The 21391-nt window shown below is 31.5% G+C and carries 19 protein-coding genes; 7 read left to right on the top strand and 12 right to left on the bottom strand.

Annotated elements, in window-relative coordinates; all coding sequences use genetic code 11:
* The first annotated feature begins 146 nt into the window (after positions 1-146).
* Positions 147-1634 (top strand): aminotransferase class V-fold PLP-dependent enzyme, encoded by a 1488-nt coding sequence (locus tag BUC29_RS17070; RefSeq protein WP_073417382.1) that lies wholly within the window; start codon positions 147-149, stop codon positions 1632-1634.
* Positions 1635-1864: 230 nt separating this feature from the next.
* Here the strand turns inward: BUC29_RS17070 and BUC29_RS17065 are convergent, their stop codons facing one another.
* The 5 genes from BUC29_RS17065 to BUC29_RS17045 are packed head-to-tail and all read right to left on the bottom strand — an operon-like array spanning position 1865 to position 4758.
* On the bottom strand, positions 1865-2335 hold the full coding sequence (locus tag BUC29_RS17065; protein WP_073417381.1) for a nuclear transport factor 2 family protein: 471 nt from the start codon (positions 2333-2335) through the stop codon (positions 1865-1867).
* Positions 2336-2386: 51 nt separating this feature from the next.
* The gene (locus tag BUC29_RS17060; RefSeq protein WP_073417380.1) at positions 2387-2911 is read right to left on the bottom strand and encodes a hypothetical protein; all 525 of its coding nucleotides are present in this window, start codon (positions 2909-2911) and stop codon (positions 2387-2389) included.
* Between the two features lie 10 nt (positions 2912-2921).
* The gene (locus BUC29_RS17055; RefSeq protein ID WP_073417464.1) at positions 2922-3398 is read right to left on the bottom strand and encodes a hypothetical protein; all 477 of its coding nucleotides are present in this window, start codon (positions 3396-3398) and stop codon (positions 2922-2924) included.
* A gap of 6 nt (positions 3399-3404) precedes the next feature.
* Positions 3405-4082, bottom strand: a complete 678-nt coding sequence (locus BUC29_RS17050; RefSeq protein WP_073417379.1) for a peptidoglycan DD-metalloendopeptidase family protein — start codon at positions 4080-4082, stop codon at positions 3405-3407.
* A gap of 10 nt (positions 4083-4092) precedes the next feature.
* Positions 4093-4758, bottom strand: coding sequence for a spermidine synthase (locus BUC29_RS17045; protein ID WP_073417463.1), 666 nt, complete (start codon positions 4756-4758; stop codon positions 4093-4095).
* A 67-nt stretch (positions 4759-4825) separates the two neighbouring features.
* Here BUC29_RS17045 and BUC29_RS17040 point away from each other — a divergent pair, with 67 nt between their 5' ends.
* Positions 4826-5377: a 1-acyl-sn-glycerol-3-phosphate acyltransferase gene (locus tag BUC29_RS17040; RefSeq protein ID WP_073417378.1), complete on the top strand. Its 552-nt coding sequence runs from the start codon at positions 4826-4828 to the stop codon at positions 5375-5377.
* A gap of 83 nt (positions 5378-5460) precedes the next feature.
* Here the strand turns inward: BUC29_RS17040 and BUC29_RS17035 are convergent, their stop codons facing one another.
* Positions 5461-5910 (bottom strand): helix-turn-helix domain-containing protein, encoded by a 450-nt coding sequence (locus BUC29_RS17035; protein ID WP_073417377.1) that lies wholly within the window; start codon positions 5908-5910, stop codon positions 5461-5463.
* A 312-nt stretch (positions 5911-6222) separates the two neighbouring features.
* Here BUC29_RS17035 and BUC29_RS17030 point away from each other — a divergent pair, with 312 nt between their 5' ends.
* The 4 genes from BUC29_RS17030 to BUC29_RS17015 all read left to right on the top strand — a co-directional run bounded on the left by BUC29_RS17030 (position 6223) and on the right by BUC29_RS17015 (position 11157).
* Positions 6223-7377, top strand: coding sequence for a M14 family metallopeptidase (locus BUC29_RS17030; RefSeq protein ID WP_073417376.1), 1155 nt, complete (start codon positions 6223-6225; stop codon positions 7375-7377).
* A gap of 77 nt (positions 7378-7454) precedes the next feature.
* Positions 7455-7934: an Lrp/AsnC family transcriptional regulator gene (locus BUC29_RS17025; protein WP_008468989.1), complete on the top strand. Its 480-nt coding sequence runs from the start codon at positions 7455-7457 to the stop codon at positions 7932-7934.
* Between the two features lie 91 nt (positions 7935-8025).
* A complete protein-coding gene (locus BUC29_RS17020; protein ID WP_073417375.1) occupies positions 8026-10611 on the top strand; it encodes a phosphoenolpyruvate carboxylase in 2586 nt (861 codons plus the stop codon).
* A 30-nt stretch (positions 10612-10641) separates the two neighbouring features.
* Complete coding sequence (locus BUC29_RS17015) at positions 10642-11157, top strand: DinB family protein (RefSeq protein ID WP_073417374.1); 516 nt, start codon at positions 10642-10644, stop codon at positions 11155-11157.
* A 64-nt stretch (positions 11158-11221) separates the two neighbouring features.
* Here BUC29_RS17015 and recQ read toward each other — a convergent pair whose 3' ends face one another.
* From recQ to aroB, 5 genes are all read right to left on the bottom strand, one after another.
* A complete protein-coding gene (gene recQ, locus BUC29_RS17010; protein ID WP_073417373.1) occupies positions 11222-13339 on the bottom strand; it encodes a DNA helicase RecQ in 2118 nt (705 codons plus the stop codon).
* A gap of 141 nt (positions 13340-13480) precedes the next feature.
* Positions 13481-13894 carry a DNA primase gene (locus BUC29_RS17005; protein ID WP_073417372.1) on the bottom strand — a complete coding sequence of 138 codons (414 nt, stop codon included), beginning with the start codon at positions 13892-13894 and terminating at the stop codon, positions 13481-13483.
* 9 nt (positions 13895-13903) lie between these two features.
* Positions 13904-14872 carry a deoxyhypusine synthase family protein gene (locus tag BUC29_RS17000; RefSeq protein WP_073417371.1) on the bottom strand — a complete coding sequence of 323 codons (969 nt, stop codon included), beginning with the start codon at positions 14870-14872 and terminating at the stop codon, positions 13904-13906.
* 108 nt (positions 14873-14980) lie between these two features.
* Positions 14981-16384: a type III PLP-dependent enzyme domain-containing protein gene (locus tag BUC29_RS16995; RefSeq protein WP_073417370.1), complete on the bottom strand. Its 1404-nt coding sequence runs from the start codon at positions 16382-16384 to the stop codon at positions 14981-14983.
* Positions 16385-16680: 296 nt separating this feature from the next.
* Positions 16681-17748 (bottom strand): 3-dehydroquinate synthase, encoded by a 1068-nt coding sequence (aroB, locus tag BUC29_RS16985; protein WP_073417462.1) that lies wholly within the window; start codon positions 17746-17748, stop codon positions 16681-16683.
* Positions 17749-18006: 258 nt separating this feature from the next.
* Between aroB and BUC29_RS16980 the strand changes: the two genes are divergently transcribed.
* On the top strand, positions 18007-19176 hold the full coding sequence (locus BUC29_RS16980) for a proline dehydrogenase family protein (protein WP_073417368.1): 1170 nt from the start codon (positions 18007-18009) through the stop codon (positions 19174-19176).
* A gap of 266 nt (positions 19177-19442) precedes the next feature.
* On the opposite strand, the gene BUC29_RS16975 is transcribed toward BUC29_RS16980, so the two are convergent.
* Positions 19443-21227 carry an ABC transporter ATP-binding protein gene (locus BUC29_RS16975; RefSeq protein WP_073417367.1) on the bottom strand — a complete coding sequence of 595 codons (1785 nt, stop codon included), beginning with the start codon at positions 21225-21227 and terminating at the stop codon, positions 19443-19445.
* Positions 21228-21391: the final 164 nt, after the last annotated feature.

Here is a 21391-nt window from a genome sequence, read left to right as displayed (position 1 = left end):
CCCTATTAATTCGATAGAGTATTATGATAATTTATCTAAAAAATATACTTTAAACTAAATTTTATTCAGTATTTAAAGTTTATAATTGATAAATTCTCAATTCTATAAAAAAGCAATATATTTGCAGTCAAACACAGGCACAACAAATGAATACCAAAAATAGTACCATCAGTCTAGAAACTTATTTTCAGGATTTTAGACAGCATATTGTTGGCATAGATCAGGAATTTATGTCACCTTTTGGCAAAAAAAACATTGTTTACACGGATTGGACTGCCAGCGGAAGGCTTTACAGACCAATTGAGGAGAAACTTTTGAACCAATTTGGACCATTTGTTGCCAATACACATACAGAAACTACTGTGTCAGGTACTGCCATGACAAAAGCATATCATCATGCCAGACATATTATTAAACGTCATACAAATGCAAATGAAGATGATGTTTTAATTACAGACGGAACCGGAATGACTGGAGTTATCAATAAATTTCAGCGTATTCTTGGTTTAAAAATTCCTGAAAATCTTAAAAATTTCACCACTGTTCCTGCAGAGAAAAAACCTATTGTTTTTATTTCTCACATGGAGCACCATTCTAATCAAACATCATGGTTAGAAACAATTGCCGATGTTGAAATTATTCCGTCATGCGAAAAAGGTTTATTTTGTTTAGATAATCTGGAATTGCTGTTGCAAAAATACAGCGACAGAACTATAAAAATTGCATCGATTACTTCTTGTTCAAATGTTACGGGTATTAAAACTCCTTTTCATGAAGCAGCAAAATTAATGCACCAATATAATGGAGTTTGCTTTGTAGATTTTGCCTGCTCAGGCCCTTATGTTGAAATCGATATGCATCCTGTAGATTCTGAAGCCTATCTGGATGCGATTTTCTTTTCGCCGCACAAATTTCTTGGCGGTCCAGGAACATCTGGTGTTTTGATTTTCAATAAAAAATTATACAATAATATGATCCCTGATTGTCCGGGTGGAGGTACAGTTAGCTGGACAAATCCCTGGGGCGAACATAAATATATTGATAATATAGAAGATCGGGAAGATGGTGGAACTCCGGGATTTCTCCAGGTTATAAAAACAGCGCTGGCAATTGAACTTAAGGAAGAAATGGGAATTGAAAACATTTTGCAGCGCGAGCACGAAATTGTTGATTTTGTTTTCAATGAATTAGATCCTGTTGAAAATATTAAAATTCTTGCCGGACAACATAAAAATCGTTTGGGTGTAATTTCATTTTTTATTGAAGATCTGCATTTTAATTTAGGTGTAAAATTATTGAATGACCGATTTGGGATTCAGACTCGCGGCGGATGCAGCTGTGCAGGAACTTACGGACATTATTTATTGCACGTGGATCAGGAAACTTCTAATAAACTGGTTAATGAAATTACGATTGGCGATTTGATAAAAAAACCGGGATGGATTAGAATGTCGATTCATCCAACCACAACTGACGAAGAAATTGCATTTGTTTGTAATAGTATTAAAGATTTAGCTAAAAACCACAAAACTTGGGCTTTAGATTATTCTTATAATAAAAACACAAATGAATTTATTCATAAAAATGCTAATTCATTTGAAGACCAACTGGTAGAGAGTTGGTTTAAATCTTAATATTTTTGATTTAACCGCAAAGTTCACCAAGAATTTTTCGCAAAGCACGCGAAGAATTTAGCTTGAAAAGCAAGTTTTTTAAGTTTCACAAAGCTTTATCTATAGAAAACCCGACAGGTTTTAAAAACCTGTCGGGTTTGTTTTTATAATTGATATTCTCAAACAACACTTAGCGTGCTTTGCGAAAAATCCTTGGTGAACTTAGCGTTAAAAACAATAAGATTTTAAGTTTATTTTGATTCCTGAAATTTCTTTAGGGATAATAATGCTTGTTCCTGAATTTTTTTATGGAAAAACCCTGTCCAGCCTAATAAATATCCGGTTGGACCAAAAGCTTGTTTTGACCATTTCCAAACATCAAAATTATCAGTATGCTTGATGATTAGTCCATCCTGAAAAACAAATTCGGCAGAAATTCGGTTTACAACGTTACGATTTGTTTTGCTGAAATTATAGGTAGCTACCCATTTTGCCGAGCCTGTAAATTCGTCGGCTTTTACATCAAAGAATTCAATCTTGATATTTCCTTTACTTCTTGACAAAAGCATTTCCCACATTTTAGAAACTTGTTCTTCTTTTAATAAACCAAAAGCCGGATCGATAAAATGTATTTTTGGATGATAACATTCAGCCATTGTTTTAAAATCAGAATTGGCAAAAGCAGTATAGAACTTTGTAATTAAAGCTTCGTTGGGAGTCATAAATTTGAAATTAGATTATAAATATAAGATTTATTTTTATAAATAATTTATTTACAAAACACTAATTTCTTTTGCAGTATCGTAACTCTTTTTTGAATTATCGTAAGCTGTTGAAAAATAATTCTTTTTGTTGTAAGTCGTAAAATAACCGGTTTGGTTTCCAAAAGTATTTGCTCCGCCGTTTATGATAAATCTTATGGCATAAATATCTGTTTTTTTAAGTTTAGCAAATTCTGCAGGAGTAAAATAATAGTACGAAGTTGTTTTTCCGTTACCAGATTCTTTTACATTTTTATCTACACACGCGATTACATCAGCATTTGCAAGGTCTACATAGAGTCCGCCCGCAATTCTGGCCTGATCGTTTGAAGTTGCTATTGAAATTTTTAAAATGCCGCCTTTATCTGTTTTTGCAATCTGAATTTCGGTTTCACCAGTATAAGCATATTTTTCGCAGATAAAAGTATAGTTCTGTGTTGCCGGAAATGGCTGAGAACCTTTTACACTCATTTTTTCCTGAGCATTTGTAAAAGTCGAAATAAACAGTAATAAAAACAGCGGCAATTTTAATTTCATATAGTTTACTTTATTGGTCGGCTAATTTTGCATCAAATTTTTCATCCCAATCCATTGACTTAATGGCAGATATTAAATTTTCTTCGTTTACAAAAACACGAAGTTCTTTGTTTGCTATTTTTTTGCTGTACAAAGCATGATAGCGGTAAATAACTTCATTTTTGGTTTTATAAACTCCATCTAATTTCAAATCTATGAAACTTCCATAATATTGTCTAAATCTTGTACAGGTTTTAGTCAATCGTTCTTCGGTTGTATTTTCTCTAACAGACTGAGTAACTTCGGTTTCATTAAAAGGTTTAAATTTTGACGTATTACAGGTTTCTAAAACTCTTTTACCTAATTCATAAGCTTTTCGCTGCTGTTCAGAATTAACATCGGTACTAGAAACTTTCTTTATTTTTAAATCTTCTGTATCTCTGCTTACAGTTTTCGATTTACATCCAATTAATAACAACAAACATATAATCAATCCCGCTTTCTTCATAATCATTTAAGTTATTTTTAATAATAAGTTTGGGTCGGGGCAGTTTTCTATATAAAAATTCAAATCATTTGTGTTGCAGACTCCGGGATAATCTCCCCATTTGTCTTCCATATTTTTTATAATCTGAAAGTGAACATGCGGTGCATAATCTCCGTTAACCTCTGAATTTCCAAGGGTTGCAATTTGTTCTCCTTTTTTAAAAACTGCTCCTACACTAAGGTTCTCTATACTTTCTAACGATAAATGTCCGTATAAAGTATAAAATTTTTCATTTTCGGCTTCATGTTCTAATATTATAGTAGGACCATAATCTCCAAGACCTTCATTATTTTGAAAACTGTGAACTTTTCCATCCAAAGGTGCTAAAACAGCAGTTCCGGCTTTTGCCCATAAATCCAGACCAATATGGATATTCCTTTCGGGAACAGAATCGTTTTTAAAAATTGTACTCCTTTTATATAAGTTACGCCCTTCTATATAACCGCCATAAGCAACTTCTGCATTGTTATTTGCTAAATAGCCAAAAATAAAACGCTCAAATTCATCAGATGTTTCGGGTTTACTTTCAACTAATTCTGCATTGGTAATAGATAAATCTAAAGGAAGGTATTTTGAAAAATCAATTGAGGAATCGATAATTTTAGTAGGTGGTAAGGCTTTTAATATTGATATAAGGGATTTCATAAATTACAGTTTAGGCTACTTTTTCGATTATTATTAATTCATTATGAACTTCAATACGCGGAAGCATTTTTGAAGTAAATAATTTTGGATTTATTTCGGTTATATATTTTCTGTTTCGAACATTATGTGCTTCATCAAGAATCATGGTATTAAATAAAATGAAGCCATGCTCTTTTAAAAGGTAACAAACTCGTTCGCTAAAAAACTTTTCAAATAAAAAGTTTGGCATATTGGTATCTTCAAAAATATCAATAATTATTAAATCATAGCAATCTTTTGTTTTTAAAACAAATTCAAAAGCATCATCAATAACGATATCAAGTTGTTTTATTTTATTGAGGTTAAAATATTGATTGGCAATTTGAATCATATCCGGATCAATTTCTACTCCGGTAATTTTACCTTTATAATCAATTTCGTCAACTAAGGTTTTGATGACACTTCCGCCGGCAACTCCAAGAACCAGAATATGATTCATTTCTAAAACTTTATCATAGCCAATATTTCGAAGACCATACCTTAATATACGCTGTAAGCTTCCGTATGAGTAATTTGTGTTTTCAGAATCTAAGACCAGCTCTCCATTTGCCCAGGTAACTTCGATGACTTTGCTTCGGGCCGATTTTTTTTTGAAGATTTTAATTGGGTAAAGATAACTGAACAATTTTTGAATCATTTTTGTAGTGCTTTTACTCAAAAATACCATTTTAAATCTTTTATTTTGCAAGAAATATCAAATTTTAATGAAGAAAATATTATACAAATTCATCTTTTTTAAGCTAATGGGCTGGAAAATAGTGGGAATAGAGAACGCTGAAGTGAAAAAATGTATATTAATGGTAATGCCTCATACGAGCAATCATGATTTTTATATTGGATTGTTGACACGCGGAATTTCTGGCTTGCAAATGAATTGGGTTGGAAAAAAGGAATTGTTTAGATTTCCGTTTGGTTATTATTTCAGAAATGTAGGCGGCGAACCAATAGATCGTTCCAGCAGGTTAAATAAAGTAGATTCTATCGCAGCCATTTTTGATCGTAAAGAAGTTTTTCGTTTGGCAGTTGCTCCAGAAGGAACGCGAAAAGAGGTAAAAGAAATTAAAACCGGTTTTTATTATATCGCGCTTAAAGCAAATGTGCCAATTGTTCCAGTAGCTTTTGACTGGGGTAAAAAAGAAGTTAATTTAGGTAAGCCATTTTATCCAACAGGAAATTATGAGGCTGACTGGGAAATTTTAAAACAACATTATAAAGGTGTTTTGGGAAAAATTCCTGAAAACGGAATTCAAGTCTAAATTTTCGATATTTTTTTCGATTCGTGAGAATCGCTTAAATGAAAAATATTTTTAAAAATTTTCAAATACGCGAAATTTTTGAGCTATGGTACATACGCTTTAAAAGTTCCGTTTTTATAGAAAATTACAATTTTTTCAATTTCGTCTTCTTCAGAACCAAAATTGGAGCTTTTTGTTTCTTTTAAATTTTTTATTGTTTTTTCTGCATGATCGTTTAATTGAGAAAATAAATTATCACCAGAATAATTTTCTTTTGATAGAATAGGAGAGTCAGAAATTTTAAAATCAGAAATCTTTTCGTTTTCTAATTTTGGAAAATTGCCTTTGCCAATTAAAATCCAGTATAAATCGACTTCTGGAAAAACATCTAGAATTTTCATTACAAAATCAAGACTTGGTTTGTTTCTGCCAGAGAGAAGGTGCGACATACTCGAACGCTGTACTCCAATTTTGTCTGCAAACGAAGAAGCATTTAGTCCATAATAATCGAGTATTATTTCTAATCTTTTTACAAAATCATCTATGTTTACCATTGTAAATTTTAATTCAAATTAGACATGTTTACAAATGTAACTAAAAAGATTCGATAAACCAATTCTAGTTTAATAATTACACTATTTATCACATAATATACCCAATTATAACTTTATATAATATATTTTAATTTATTGAAAACAAGCATTTTACTCATTTATATATAAAGTAATTACATATGTTAATTTAATTTGTAAAATATGGCCTTAAACTATACAAATTACTGTTTACAAATATCAATTAGAAGTTATTTTAAAAGTTTACAATTGTAAAAATAAAGATGTTTACTTTTGTAAACTAATCAAAACGCAATGAATTTAGAAGAATTATTTAACCAAAACAAAGAGCAGTCAATTGAAGGCCGTTATCTCAATTTAGATCATATCCAACCTTTATTAGATAAGTTAAATACTAATAATCAGGTTAAGATTATTGGAAAATCTGTTTTAGGAGAACCTATATATAGTTACGAAATTGGTACGGGAAAAACACGCATTTATTTATGGTCGCAAATGCACGGAAACGAAAGCACCACTACAAAAGCACTTTTTGATTTCATAAACGTCTTAAACAGCAAATCTGATTTTGCACAGGAAATGCTTTCTGCGTTTACCTTTTATATGATTCCGATTTTAAATCCGGATGGAGCAAGACTATATACGCGCGAAAATGCCAATAAAATTGACTTAAATCGTGACTCTCAAAACCTTACTCAACCAGAAAGTAATGTTTTAAGAGCCGTTTTTGAGGATTTTAAACCTCATTTTTGTTTTAATCTTCACGATCAACGTACAATTTTTGGCGCAGGAGATACAGGAAAGCCTGCAACGGTTTCTTTTCTGGCTCCATCTTATAATGAAGAAAGAGAAGTGAATGAAAACAGACAAAAAGCAATTAATTTGATTACAGGAATTAATGATGTTTTACAGAAATATATTCCCGGACAAGTTGGGCGATTTGATGATTCATTTAATATAAACTGTATAGGAGATACTTTTCAGTTTTTAGGAGTTCCTACTATTTTGTTTGAAGCCGGACATTTTCCAAATGATTACGATAGAGAAGTTACCCGAAAATACATATTTTTCTCACTAATTTCGGCGTTTAAACTCATAAACGAAAACGATTTAGTTGTCAATAGAAATTCTGATTATTTGAATATTTCACAAAATAAAGTGGTTTTTTATGATTTTATGTATAAAAATATCAAAATAAATTATGATGGTATCGAAATTATTACGAATTTTGTCGCACAATACAAAGAAGAATTGATTGAAAATAAGATTCATTTTAATGCTTATATAGTAGAAGCTGGCGAATTGGAAAATTATTTTGGTCATTACGAATATGACGGAAAAGAAGCTGTTTATTCTGATGATTATTCTAATATTCCGAAAATGAACCAAAAAGCAAATTTTTATTTAAATAAAAACATTAAATTTGTTAACGGGTTGATAAAAAGTTAATTTTTATGTGAATTTGTTATTTTTTATATATATTTTTATACTTTGTAATAGCAATTAGTAATATTAATTAAAGAATTATGAGTAAATTTCGTTTAGATGAAGTAGATCACCAGATTTTAGATATGTTAATAGACAATACGAGAGTACCGTTTACTGACATTGCAAAAAAACTATTGATTTCTGCTGGTACAGTACACGTTAGAGTAAAAAAGATGGAGGATGCCGGTATCATCATGGGGTCTTCATTAGCCTTGGATTACGATAAATTAGGTTATTCATTTATTGCTTATGTTGGGGTGTTTCTTAATAATACATCTCAAACTAAATTTGTACTAGAGCGTATCAATCAAATTCCATTCGTAACAGTAGCTTCTGTAACGACAGGAAAATTTAATATCTTTTGCAAAATCAGAGCAAAAGATACAAAACATGCAAAAGAAGTTATTTTCATGATTGATGATATCGATGGTGTTTACAGAACTGAAACAATGATTTCATTAGAAGAAAGTATTAACGATAAGAAGCGTTTGATGCATACTATTTTCAAAAATATGTAATAACTCTTCTTGAATGCTATATTAAAATATACCTCAAGTTTATTCTTGGGGTTTTTTTATGACCAATTAACCAACCAACTATAAAGAATTTATGTACACGTTGCCAAAAATAGAACGTTTTAACAAAGACGTTCTCTCTAAATACCACATTTACAATAGTGTTTTCATAACATTACCATTTGATTCTATAGATAATACGGGAGTTTTACTGCCATTATTTACAGAAACATGCGAAACGGGATTTAAAAAACAGGAAACTCCAAAAGAAATTTTTGATTTCTTTTCGAATAAGTTTCTAAACAATGCTTCAGAAACTGAGAAAATCGATCTTATGTTTCGATTTATTCAATATATAGAACGTCAAATTGTATTATTTGATGCGATTGAAGATGCTGCTTTTCCGGAAGTTAACAATATGGAAGGACGTGGATCTTTAAGAGATATTAAAGAAAAATCAGATGCAAAGGAAAAAGATGATGAACTTGTTCATTTTCTCGAAAATTTTAATGTTCGTACGGTTTTAACTGCGCATCCAACACAGTTTTATCCTGGTCCGGTTTTAGGAATTATAAACGATTTGACTGAAGCAATTCGTCAAAACGATTTGTTACAAATCAAGCAATTACTGGCTCAGTTAGGGAAAACGCCTTTTATTCAGCATGAAAAACCAAATCCTTATGATGAAGCAGTAAGCTTGATCTGGTATCTTGAAAATGTATTTTATGCTACTGCCGGAGAAATTGTGCATTACCTTCAAAAAAATCTTCATGAAGGAAATCCAATAAAGAATCAATTAATAAAATTAGGTTTCTGGCCGGGAGGTGACCGTGATGGAAATCCATTTGTTACTACAGAAATTACGCTTAAAGTTGCAGATCGTTTAAGAACTTCGATTTTAAAGTGTTATTATGTTGAAATGAGAAATTTAAAAAGAAAGCTAACTTTCTCAGGTGTAGATACTTTGGTAGCTGATCTTGAACATAAACTTTACCGTTCTGTTTTTTATTCTAAAGGTGAAATTTTCATCACTTTGGAGGAATTATTAGAGCAGTTAAACAAAATCAGAACTATAATTATAGAAAAACATCAGTCTTTATATCTTGACGATTTAGAAGCTCTTTTAGTAAAAATAAATCTATTCGGATTCCATTTTGCAACTTTAGATATTCGTCAAAACAGCAAGATTCATAATGCGGTATTTAAAGATGTAGTGAATTATTATTTGAATTCCGGTTCTGATATTTTTCCTAAAAATTATTATGAATTGACAGAAGATCAAAAAATCGATGTTTTATCAAAAATTAAAGGAGATTTAAATCCTGCCGATTTTGAAAACGAAATTACAAGATCGACTTTAGAATCTGTTCAGGCTATTAAAACGATTCAGAAAAATAATGGTGAAGAAGGAGCTAATCGTTATATTATAAGTAATAACGAAAGCGCATTAAATGTAATGGAAACTTTTGCCATGATTCGTTTGAATAATTGGGAAAATCCAACAGTAGATATTATTCCGCTTTTTGAATCTGTTGACGATTTACAAAATGCGCATCAAATTATGGAGCAGTTGTATACAAACCCAGAATATTCTAAGCATTTAAAGTCCAGAGGAAATGAGCAGACTATCATGCTTGGTTTCTCTGACGGAACAAAAGATGGCGGATATTTAATGGCAAACTGGAGTATTTATCAGGCTAAAGTTTCGTTGACTGAAATCTCAAGAAAATACGGAATTAAAGCTATTTTCTTTGATGGACGCGGCGGACCACCTGCACGTGGTGGTGGAAAAACGCATAAATTCTATGCCTCTTTAGGACCAAAAATTGAAAATCAGGAAATACAGATAACTGTTCAGGGCCAAACAATTAGTTCTAATTTCGGAACTTTGGATTCTTGCCGTTATAATATTGAAAACTTATTAAGTGCCGGAATTACTAATCAGGTTTTTGGTAAAGAAAAAAACGAATTAACTGAAGAAGAAACTCAAATTTTGACACAACTGGCAAATCTGGGTTACGATAAATATTTAAGCTTTAAAAATCATCCAAAGTTTATTCCATATTTGGAAAAAATGAGTACACTGAAATATTACTCTAAAACAAATATTGGAAGTCGTCCTTCAAAAAGAAGCAAATCTGAATCATTAGATTTTGCAGATTTAAGAGCAATTCCGTTTGTAGGTTCGTGGAGCCAGTTAAAGCAAAACGTACCGGGATTTTTTGGAGTAGGAACTGCTTTAAAACATTTTGAAGAAAGCGGACAGTGGGACAGAGTACAGGATCTATATCACAACTCGTTATTTTTCAAAACATTGTTGGAGAACAGTATGATGTCATTGGCAAAATCATTTTTACCATTAACAGCATACATGAGAAAAGATCCTGAGTTTGGTGAATTCTGGCAGATTATCTACGATGAATTCTCTGAAACAAAACGTCTTTTATTAAAAATTGCCGGACACAAAACTCTGATGGAAAATTACCCTGATGGTATAGCTTCTATTCAAATAAGAGAACGAATCGTATTGCCATTGTTAACAATTCAGCAATATGCATTATTAAAAATCAATGAATTAAACAAAGAAAATTCTCCTAACGAAGATCTTATCAAAGTATATGAAAAAATTGTAACAAGATCTCTTTTTGGAAACACAAATGCAAGTAGAAATTCAGCATAATTTTATTTGTAAACTTTAAAATTGTAAAAAATGATTGCAAGTCAGTTATTAGAAAACGAATATTCAGGTCATTTCGGTACTTATATTAAAGAAGCCGGAGATGGACAATTAATTGAAGAATTAGAAATTTCTCTTCATGCATTTATTCGATTTGTTCAGGATATTCCAATGGATAAATTCGATTATCGTTATGCAGAAGGGAAGTGGACAATTAAAGATATTATTCAGCATGTTATTGATACTGAAAGAATATTTGCTTATCGTGCTTTGAGATTTTCAAGAAATGATCAAACTCCTCTGCCAAATTTCGAAGAAGAGGATTATGCAAAAAATACCGATGCAGGAAGTAGAAGTATTCAGGATTTATTAACTGAGTTTTCTGCCGTAAGACATTCAACTTTATTATTTTATAAAAGCTTATCTGAAGAACAGCTCAAACGAATTGGAACTGCTTCGGGCAATCAAATTTCTGTTCGCGCTTTAGGTTTTGTTATGATTGGGCATCAAAAGCATCATCAAAAAGTTTTTCAGGAAAGATATTTGTAAAATTGAAAATGAAAACAAAAATCCTGTGAATTCTTTCACAGGATTTTTTTGTTTCGATATGATTTTATTTGTTGGTTACTAATTTTCGTTCTAGGTAAGCTAATCCAAATCTAATTTTATCATAAGACATCTTTTCTTCGAAGTAATCAAAATAAGGTTTTAAAGCATTTGGATATTCTAGTTCTTTTTGTGCTTTTTCAATTTCAATTATTTCTGAATCACTCACAAATTGACTTAAATCCAAATCATGTCCATCGACATATAATTTTGCCAAATGAGAAATTATAGTAGTTTCACTTAAACTTCTTCTTTCTGCAATTTCCTTTATAGAAATTCCGGCTTCAAATAATTCAAGCGTTTTTTTATACGTATTATCTTTTTTCTCTTTTTTGACAACTGATTTATTTCTTTCAAATTCTATAATGGTATTAATAAAATCTGAACCGTATTTTTCAAGTTTTGCTTTTCCAACACCTTCTACAGCAAGAAATTCTTCATCACTCATTGGTCTTAAAATTTCCATTTGCCTTAAGGCTGCATCACTAAAAATCACATAGGCCGGAACTTCTTCTTCCTTAGCAATTTCGTAACGTAATTTCCTTAGAGTTTCAAACAGAGAATTTTTGGTAGTTTTTGCTTTTTCCTGTTTTACTTCATTTTTATCAATTGTTTTTTTGACTACTGTTGTTAATTTTACTTTTTCACCTTCAAATAAAACTTTTTTGGCAAAAGGCGTGAGCAAAATTTTATTATGCTGATGAAATGCAATTTCGCAATATCCCAAATTAATTAGCTGAATTAAATATTGGTTCCAGTCGTACCACGAAATGTCAGCGCCAATTCCATACGTTTTTAGCTCCTGATAATTTTTTTCGTAGATATATGCGTTTCTCGAACCTCTTAGAAAATCAACAATAACAGCCAAAGGTTCGGATTGTTGTAATCTTGTAATTGCCGAAAGCGCTTTTTGAGCCAGAATCGTCCCATCAAAAAATGTTGGCGGATTTTTACAAATATCACAGTTTCCACAATTTTCAGTAACCAATTCACCAAAATAAGAAAGAAGAATTTTTCTCCTGCAGCTTACTGCATCGGCGTATTGTTTCATTCTTTCTAATTTTGCCAGCTGTACATCTGAATTCAAACCTTCAGAAGCAAATTTCTGAAGTTGTATTACATCAGCGTAGCTTTCAAACAAAACAGTTTCTGCCGGCAGTCCGTCGCGCCCGGCACGTCCGATTTCCTGATAATAGCCTTCAATATTTTTAGGTAAATTGTAGTGTATAACCCAGCGAACATTCGATTTGTCAATTCCCATTCCAAATGCTATGGTTGCACATACAACCTGACAATCATCGTTAATGAACTCATCTTGCGTTTTTGCACGGGTTATGTTGTCTAAACCCGCATGGTAAGCCTTTGCAGAAATTCCATTTTTAATTAATTTTTCAGCAAGTTCTTCGGTAGTTTTGCGGCTTAAACAATAAATTATACCAGATTCATTGGGTTTATTTTCTATAAAATCTATAATTTGTTTGACACGATCTAATGCCGGACGGACTTCAAGACTTAAATTTTTTCTATCAAAAGAAGCTACAAAAGTTTTAGGATTTTTTAAATTGAGCTGTTTTGCTATATCTACACGAGTAGCTTTATCAGCCGTTGCTGTCAAAGCAAGAACAGGAGTAGAGGGAAAGCGGTTTTTTAAATATCCTAAATTTGTATATGCAGGTCTAAAGTCATGTCCCCAAGACGAAATACAATGTGCTTCGTCAATTGTAATTAAACTGATTGTCAGTTCATTAAAAATATTATCTAAATATGATAAACTTTCGGGAGCAATATAAACGAGTTTAAAATTATTCGATTTTAAATTATCTATATAAAATTGCTGTTCTTCTGATGATTGACTGCTGTTTATATAACAAGCTGAAATTCCGTTTGTTTTTAAACTATCAACCTGATCTTTCATCAGAGCTATCAAAGGCGAAATAACTATCGTAATTCCTGGCAGTACTAATGCAGGTAATTGAAAACATATCGATTTTCCTCCTCCTGTAGGCATAATTGCGAATGTGTCCTGTCCTGATAAAACTGTTTTTATAATTGTTTCCTGATTGGGCCTGAATTTTTCAAATCCGAAATTTTCTTTCAGTTTGGCGTGTAGTAATTCTGATGTCATATTGGCGGATATTTATTGCTTTAAAAATTATGCTTTAAAATAATAAATATAGTATTTTTCTTATTATTTAATTTGAAGATGGTAATAAAAAAGGAACTCAGTTTAGAGTTCCTTATGCTTTATTTTTTTTTAAGAAAATGATTAATCTTCGTCGTCTTCATCATCATCATCGTCAGCGATATCTCTGTCATCGTCATCATCCTCATCATCGTCATCACCTCCATCATTATCTGGTTTATCCTGATTGTCGTCATCGTCATCATCGTCTGCTGCTTCATCATCAAGATCAAGACCTTTTACTGGTTCGATTGTATCAACATCAAGATCTATATCGTCATCATCTTCATAATTTTCGATTCTGTCAGCAAGTTTAGTACTAATTTTTACTAAATAAATAGTGTCTTCTGTACGAACTTCAACAGCTTCTACTAATTCGTTTTTAGCGTTTCTAAAACGGATAACATCCGAATCATCATAACCATCAGGAAATTTTTCAACCAAAAGGTTTAAAATTTCATTTGTCAGTTTGGCGTAGTCTACTATAACTCTTTTCATAAAAATATCCTATAAATCTAATAAATATGCAAAAATTAATGGAGCAACAATTGTGGCATCCGACTCAATAATGAATTTTGGAGTTTTGATATCCAATTTACCCCAAGTGATTTTCTCATTAGGAACAGCTCCAGAGTAAGAACCGTAACTTGTTGTAGAATCTGAAATTTGGCAGAAATAGCTCCAGAACGGAACATCATGCATTTCCATATCCTGATAAAGCATTGGCACAACACAAATAGGGAAGTCCCCTGCGATACCACCGCCAATTTGAAAAAATCCAATACCGTTTTGGCTGTTTTTTGTGTACCAGTCGGCAAGGAAAGTCATGTATTCAATACCAGATTTCATTGTTGATGCTTTCAATTCACCTTTAATAACATAAGATGCAAAAATGTTACCCATTGTACTATCTTCCCATCCAGGAACAATAATTGGTAAATTTTTCTCAGCAGCAGCATACATCCAGCTGTCTTTTAAATCAATTTCATAATATTCTTCTAAAACGCCTGATAATAACATTTTATACATGAATTCATGTGGAAAATAACGTTCTCCCTTATCATCAGCATCTTTCCAGATTTTATAGATATGTTTTTGTAAACGTCTAAAAGCTTCGTGTTCTGGAATACAAGTATCTGTAACACGATTTAGTCCTCTTTCAAGTAAAGCCCATTCGTCTTCTGGTGTCAAATCACGATAGTTAGGAACTCTTTCGTAGTGAGAGTGTGCTACTAAATTCATGATGTCTTCTTCTAGATTGGCTCCAGTACATGAAATAATTTGTACTTTATCTTGTCTAATTACTTCAGCAAAAATTTTACCTATTTCAGCTGTACTCATAGCTCCAGCCATACTTACTAACATTTTAGCACCATTTGCTAATTGTTGTTCATATTCTTTAGCAGCATCAACAAGAGAAGCAGAATTAAAGTGTAAATAATGTTTTTGAATAAACTGACTGATTGGTCCTTTCATTTGTTTTTTGTTTTTTTGTTTTTTTTGAATTAAAAGTTTTTAACCTTTTGTTTATATGCAAATTAATAATTTTATAATTATCAACCTTAATTAATTTACAGTTTTTTTTTACAATTTTTTCTTGTATCCTAAAATCTTTAATACATCCTCAGAAGTCTGCTGTTCAGAGAAAACCTCTGTTGCCAGTATTCCATTTTCATCACGATCTATTAAAATATGTTTTGGCTGTGGAATTAAACAGTGGTGTAAACCTCCATATCCTCCAATAGTTTCCTGATATGCTCCTGTATTAAAGAAACCAATATACAGTGGTTTTTCTTTATTATATTTAGGCAGATAAATAGCATTCATATTTTGTTCGGAGTTGTAATAATCATCACTATCACAAGTTAATCCTCCTAACAGAACTCGTTCATAAGTATCATTCCAGCGATTTATGGCTAGCATAATAAAACGTTTGTTTATTGCCCATGTATCTGGCAGAGTTGTAATGAAAGATGAGTCGATCATATTCCATTTTTCTCTGTCGTTTTGCTGTTTTTGATACAAAATCTGATAAATTGCACCACCACTTTCACCTACAGTAAACGAACCAAATTCTGTAAAAATGTTTGGCACGTCAACTTCAGCTTCATCACAGGCAATTTTAATCTGATTGATAATTTCATCAATCATGTATTGATAATCATATTCGAATGCAAGCGAATTTTTAATCGGGAAACCGCCGCCAATGTTCAAACCATCAAGGGTAGGGCATTCTCTTTTAAGTGCGATGTATACTTTTATACATTTTACAAGCTCATTCCAATAGTATGACGTATCGTTAATTCCGGTATTGATAAAAAAGTGAAGCATTTTAAGCTCTAGTTTATCATTTTCCTGAATTTGTTTTTTATAAAAAGAAACGATGTTTTTATACCCAATTCCTAATCTTGAAGTATAAAACTCGAATTTAGGTTCTTCTTCTGCTGCAATACGAATACCAATTTTGAATTTACCTTTAATTTCTCCCTGAAGTAAATCAAGTTCTTCGTAGTTATCAATAATAGGAATAGTGTTTTTGTGCCCATTGTTGATTAACCTTGCAATGTTTGTAATATATTCGTCTCTTTTAAAACCATTACATATTACGTAAGTACTTTTGTTAATTTTACCGTTTTCTAGTAAATTTTCAACAATATTGATATCAAAAGCAGATGATGTTTCGATATGAATGTTATTTTTAAAAGCTTCATTCATAATGTATTCAAAATGAGAGCTTTTTGTGCAATAACAATAATAATACTTGGCTTCGTATTTGTTTTTTTCCATTGCTTTTCTGAACCAGGCCTTAGCCTTATTAATGTTTTCAGAAATTTGAGGCAGGTAAGTAAACTTTAATGGTGTACCATATTGTTCTACAAGTTTCATTAAATCGATATTATGAAACTGAAGGTTGTCTTTATTTAGTTTAAATTCTTCCTGTGGAAAGTAATATGTTTGATTAATTAGATCAGAATATTTTGTATTCATTTATATTTCAATATTTTAAGTTGTTATTAAATTTAGTGATTTTATGCTAAATTTAAAATTCAAACTCTAATATTGGCGAATATAATTGGCAGTTTTTCGTGTTCTGCTTTTGAGCATTGGAAAACATCAAAACAAAATGGACTTTTGCTATTATAAAAACGATTCAACATTCTTAATAAAGAACTGTTGAGACGGTTTCTGTAAGAGCTGAATTGTCTTTGTTTACTGTTTGTTTTCATCGTGGCAAATGTAAAAAATAATATATACCAAAAGCAATGCTTTTGATTAAAAAATATTTAAGATTTATAATCTTGAAACGCTTCCAGAATCAATTTATTTTCAACAGATTGGTTAATTTTTATTTTTCCGATTCCTTCAATCAAAGCAAATTGAATTAAACCGTATTCATTTTTTTTGTCATGAATAAGCAATTCCAAAATAGGATTTATGTCATTTTCCTCAAAATTTACATGATCGTAAATAGATTGAATTGCTGTTTTGATTTCGATATATTCTTCTTTGGAAATTAAATTTTTATGAAGTGAAATATAACTTTCCAGAATCATTCCAACAGCAATTGCCTCACCGTGTAATAATGTCTGTTTATCTTCGCTTTCCAGAAAATAACTTTCAATTGCATGACCTAAAGTATGTCCGAAATTAAGTGCTTTACGAATACTTTTTTCTGTTGGATCCTGCATTACTATTTCATTCTTAATCTCAACCGAACGATAAATTAATTCATCAAGACAATTATAATCTATAGATGAAATATCAAGGAATTCTCTCCAGTATGCTGCATCGTATATTAAGCCATGCTTTAACATCTCTGCCAGTCCTGATCGCATTTCGCTTTGTGATAAAGTTTCAAGATATTGAGTATCAATTAAAACCATTTGCGGCACATTAATTACACCTATCTGATTTTTCAGATTTCCTAAATCAACACCGGTTTTTCCTCCAACAGAAGCATCGACCATTGATAATAAGGTTGTTGGAATATTGATAAAGTCAACGCCTCTTTTAAAAGTCGAAGCTACAAATCCACCAAGATCAGTAACAACACCTCCTCCAAGGTTAATAATAAGCGATTTTCTATCGGCACCAAGTTCTGTTAACACATGCCAGATTTGTATACAGGTATCAATGTTTTTATTTTCTTCTCCAGCTTCAAATTCAATAATTTCAATGTTTAAATCCGTTTCAATTATTGGTAAAAGTTTTGGAAGACAATATTCATTAGTCTGAGTATCAACAATTATAAAAATATTAGAATATTTATTTTCTTTTAAATGTTTATTTAAAGCTTCGTAGGCATTCTGGTTAAAATGTACGAAATAATTGTTTGCTTGAATAGATTGCATAATTCTTCGGTTAATTGAAACCGCAAAATAAGGCATTTTTAAGTAAAATATATTCAAATTTTAGCCCTAATTTGTTTAAAAACGAATCATTCTAAATTAATCTTTTTTGATTTTAAATTCAATTTTTTAAAACGACGTAAAATTTTACTCTTTAAAAATAATTATAGCAACAATCACGTTGATAATTTCAAAAAAAATCACACAATTTCGTAAATAATATTCAAAACAGTCTCTATCTTTGCACAAAAACTAAACTTAATGGAAAAAATATTCGATAATACTCAAGTTGCATTTTCGCTAAAGAGCGATACTGAACTTGACAGAGCTTACTTTCTTTTTAAAATGATTGATAGTGAGCCTTTAGTACGTATTGGAACTGCTGTTACCAATTTTGCAATTAAAGCGCATCTTCCGGTTGAAGGTTTGATTCGTGCCACAGTTTTTGATCATTTTTGTGGTGGAGTAAACGAAAATGACTGTTTAACTGTAGTAGATAAAATGTTTACCAAAGGTGTTTCATCTGTTTTGGATTATTCTGTAGAAGGAAAAGAAGAAGAAGAGCAGTTTGATGCAGCTTTAGAAATGACATTAAAGACTATTGAATTTGCAAAAGAACGTTTAGCAATTCCGTTTGCGGTATTTAAACCAACTGGTTTAGGGCGTTTTGAATTGTATGAAAAATTAGGAGAAAAACAGACGTTGACTCCATCTGAACAAGAAGAATGGAATAGAGTAGTAGCTCGTTTTGATCAGGTTTGCAGTGAAGCTTATAAAAAAGATGTTGCATTATTGATTGATGGTGAAGAAAGCTGGATGCAGGATGCTGCTGATGACTTAGTTACTGACATGATGCGTAAATACAATAAAGAAAAAGCAATTATCTTCAATACATTACAAATGTACCGCTGGGATCGTTTGGATTATCTTAAAAATCTTCACGAAATCGCTAAAAAAGAAGGTTTCTTTATTGGAATGAAATTGGTTCGTGGTGCTTACATGGAAAAAGAAAACAAACGTGCAGAAGAAAAAGGATATGTTTCTCCAATTTGTGTTTCTAAACAGGCAACCGATGAAAATTATGACGCAGCCGTTCATTATATGTTAGAACATTTAGAAACGATGGCCATTTTTGCGGGAACTCATAACGAATTAAGTTCTTATAAATTAATGGAAATGATGGCTCAAAAAGGAATTGCAAAAAATGATAAAAGAATTTGGTTTGGGCAATTATACGGTATGAGCGATAACATTAGCTATAACCTGGCAGAAAATGGTTATAATGTTGCAAAATATCTTCCTTTTGGACCTGTTAAAGATGTTATGCCGTACCTGATTCGTCGTGCTGAAGAAAATACTTCAGTTGCCGGACAAACAAGCCGTGAACTATCAATGATTAAAGCTGAACGTAAACGTAGAAAAGGGAAATAATTTTTCAGTTTTCTGTCTCAGTTTACAGATATATATAAAGCTTCAATTAAAAATTGGAGCTTTTTTTTGTTTATTATAAACGGGACTGAAGTCCAGCCCTACAATATGTATCGAGCCTCTGGCTCTTTTTCGTTCCGAAGGAACAAATTATATTGTAGAGCTGGACTTCAGTCCAGTTTAAATAGATTTTGATTTACCAAAAAAGCCCATTTGCAAAGCAATGGACTTTTTTATTGGAATTTGGAATTTATAAAATTGAGATTTATTTAAGAATTACTAAACTGCAGGTTGCTTAAGTTTTTATAAATTCCGTTCTCTAAGTTTATCAATTCCTGATGTGTTCCCTCTTCTGAAATTTTTCCGTTATCCAGAACTAAAATTTTATCTGCATTTCTAATCGTAGAAAGGCGGTGAGCAATAATTATGCTTGTTCTTCCTTCCATTAAAACTTCCAGAGCTTCCTGAACCAGTTTTTCGCTTTCACTGTCTAAAGACGAAGTAGCTTCGTCTAATATCAATATACTTGGATTTTTAAGCAGCGCTCTTGCAATGGCAATACGCTGACGCTGTCCGCCAGATAATTTCACACCACGTTCTCCAACCAAAGTTTCGAATTTTTCAGGAAAACCATCTACAAAATTAAAGGCATTTGCTTGTTTTGCTGCTTGTATAATTTCTTCATCAGTTGCATCTGGCTTTCCGTAAGCAATGTTTTCTCTAATTGTTCCTCCAAAAAGAATAACATCCTGAGGAACAATACTCATATTCCCGCGAAGATCTTCTAAATCATAGTCGTAAATATTTTTTCCATCAACTGTAATTTCTCCCGAAGTAATATCGTAAAAACGTAACAGAAGTGACGAAATAGTAGATTTTCCAGCACCACTCGGACCTACAATCGCTATTTTTTGACCAAATTCTGCCGAGAAGTTCACATCTTTTAAAACTTCAATTTCCTGACGGGTAGGGTAACTAAAAGCAACATTATTAAATGTTACATTTCCTTTTATTTTCTCGTGGATTTTATTTGAATCTGAATTGATTTTCTCCGGACTTTCGTCAAGTAATTCAAAAACTCTTTCAGTTGCTCCAATAGCTTTTTGAATTTGCGCATATAATTCGGCAATTCCTCCAAAAGAAGCACCAACAAAAGTTGAATACAACACAAACGAAATTAACTGCCCAACGCTCATTTCACCGGCAATACTCAAACGAACACCAAACCAAACCACAGCTACAATGGCTCCAAATAAACAAAATATAATAAATGAAGCAAAATAACCACGGTATTGACCGCCTTTAATTGCCAGTTTTACAACCTCATTAATTTTTCCTTTGTAGCGTGCAATCTCATACCATTCGTTTGCAAAAGCTTTTACAATACTAATTCCCTGCATGGTTTCTTCTACAATAACCTGGCTTTCGGCAACCTGATCTTGTACTTTTTTTGAATATTTTCTAATAAATCTTCCAAAAACTACTGCAGCAACAGCAACCAAAGGAACTACTGAAAGCATTAACAAAGTTAATTTAAAACTTTCTGTAGCCAATAAAATTACGCCTCCAACAATTAGTATAAACTGACGTAAAAATTCAGCAATTGTAGTAGTTAATGTATCCTGAATCTGCGTAATGTCTGCGCTAATACGGCTGTTTAATTCTCCAACTCTTTTTTGGGAAAAGAATGTCATTGGCAATTTTACTAAATTTGTGTACAAAGCTAAACGAAGATTAGCTAAGGTGTTTTCGGTAAAATTTACGAATAATGATAACCTGAAAAATGAAAAGAAAGATTGCAAAAACAAAATTGCAATTAATCCCAAAGCAATCGTATTTGCTTCGCTAAAATCCTTGTTTTTTACACAGTCTACCAGCATTCCCATTAATTTCGGAAAGGCAAGGGCAGTAGCACCTGTTAAAAGCAGAAAAATTAATCCAATAAAAAATTTCCATTTGTGATTTCCTGCGTATGTAAATATTGTTTTTGCCTTATTTAATGAAGTAGCAGTTATTTTTGATTTTGGTAAATCGTTTTCTTTATATCTAGCCATTAGAATATACTGTTTTTAGGTATGCAAATGTATAACTATAGCAAATGAATACAAAGGAATATTAAGAATTACACACTCAGATTTTATTTTTTAACTAAATTATAAGAAAACAATAAAAAATATTTATTTTTTAAAAAGCTGAAAAATAGGTTGCTAAATAAAAG

The sequence above is a fragment of the Flavobacterium defluvii genome, from assembly GCF_900129555.1.
GTDB lineage: Bacteria > Bacteroidota > Bacteroidia > Flavobacteriales > Flavobacteriaceae > Flavobacterium > Flavobacterium defluvii.
The sequence above is the reverse complement of the archived record's forward strand: the minus strand, read 5'-3'. Positions and strand labels throughout refer to the sequence as shown.

Coding starts and splice junctions, on each gene's coding strand:
- recQ (WP_073417373.1), bottom strand. CDS start 13,339: ATGACATCAGAATTACTACACGCCAAACTGAAAGAAAATTTCGGATTT.
- BUC29_RS17055 (WP_073417464.1), bottom strand. CDS start 3,398: ATGAAGAAAGCGGGATTGATTATATGTTTGTTGTTATTAATTGGATGT.
- BUC29_RS17050 (WP_073417379.1), bottom strand. CDS start 4,082: ATGAAATCCCTTATATCAATATTAAAAGCCTTACCACCTACTAAAATT.
- BUC29_RS16975 (WP_073417367.1), bottom strand. CDS start 21,227: ATGGCTAGATATAAAGAAAACGATTTACCAAAATCAAAAATAACTGCT.
- BUC29_RS17025 (WP_008468989.1), top strand. CDS start 7,455: ATGAGTAAATTTCGTTTAGATGAAGTAGATCACCAGATTTTAGATATG.
- aroB (WP_073417462.1), bottom strand. CDS start 17,748: ATGCAATCTATTCAAGCAAACAATTATTTCGTACATTTTAACCAGAAT.
- BUC29_RS17015 (WP_073417374.1), top strand. CDS start 10,642: ATGATTGCAAGTCAGTTATTAGAAAACGAATATTCAGGTCATTTCGGT.
- BUC29_RS17070 (WP_073417382.1), top strand. CDS start 147: ATGAATACCAAAAATAGTACCATCAGTCTAGAAACTTATTTTCAGGAT.
- BUC29_RS17030 (WP_073417376.1), top strand. CDS start 6,223: ATGAATTTAGAAGAATTATTTAACCAAAACAAAGAGCAGTCAATTGAA.
- BUC29_RS16995 (WP_073417370.1), bottom strand. CDS start 16,384: ATGAATACAAAATATTCTGATCTAATTAATCAAACATATTACTTTCCA.
- BUC29_RS17045 (WP_073417463.1), bottom strand. CDS start 4,758: ATGATTCAAAAATTGTTCAGTTATCTTTACCCAATTAAAATCTTCAAA.
- BUC29_RS17040 (WP_073417378.1), top strand. CDS start 4,826: ATGAAGAAAATATTATACAAATTCATCTTTTTTAAGCTAATGGGCTGG.
- BUC29_RS17035 (WP_073417377.1), bottom strand. CDS start 5,910: ATGGTAAACATAGATGATTTTGTAAAAAGATTAGAAATAATACTCGAT.
- BUC29_RS17020 (WP_073417375.1), top strand. CDS start 8,026: ATGTACACGTTGCCAAAAATAGAACGTTTTAACAAAGACGTTCTCTCT.
- BUC29_RS17005 (WP_073417372.1), bottom strand. CDS start 13,894: ATGAAAAGAGTTATAGTAGACTACGCCAAACTGACAAATGAAATTTTA.
- BUC29_RS17065 (WP_073417381.1), bottom strand. CDS start 2,335: ATGACTCCCAACGAAGCTTTAATTACAAAGTTCTATACTGCTTTTGCC.
- BUC29_RS16980 (WP_073417368.1), top strand. CDS start 18,007: ATGGAAAAAATATTCGATAATACTCAAGTTGCATTTTCGCTAAAGAGC.
- BUC29_RS17060 (WP_073417380.1), bottom strand. CDS start 2,911: ATGAAATTAAAATTGCCGCTGTTTTTATTACTGTTTATTTCGACTTTT.
- BUC29_RS17000 (WP_073417371.1), bottom strand. CDS start 14,872: ATGAAAGGACCAATCAGTCAGTTTATTCAAAAACATTATTTACACTTT.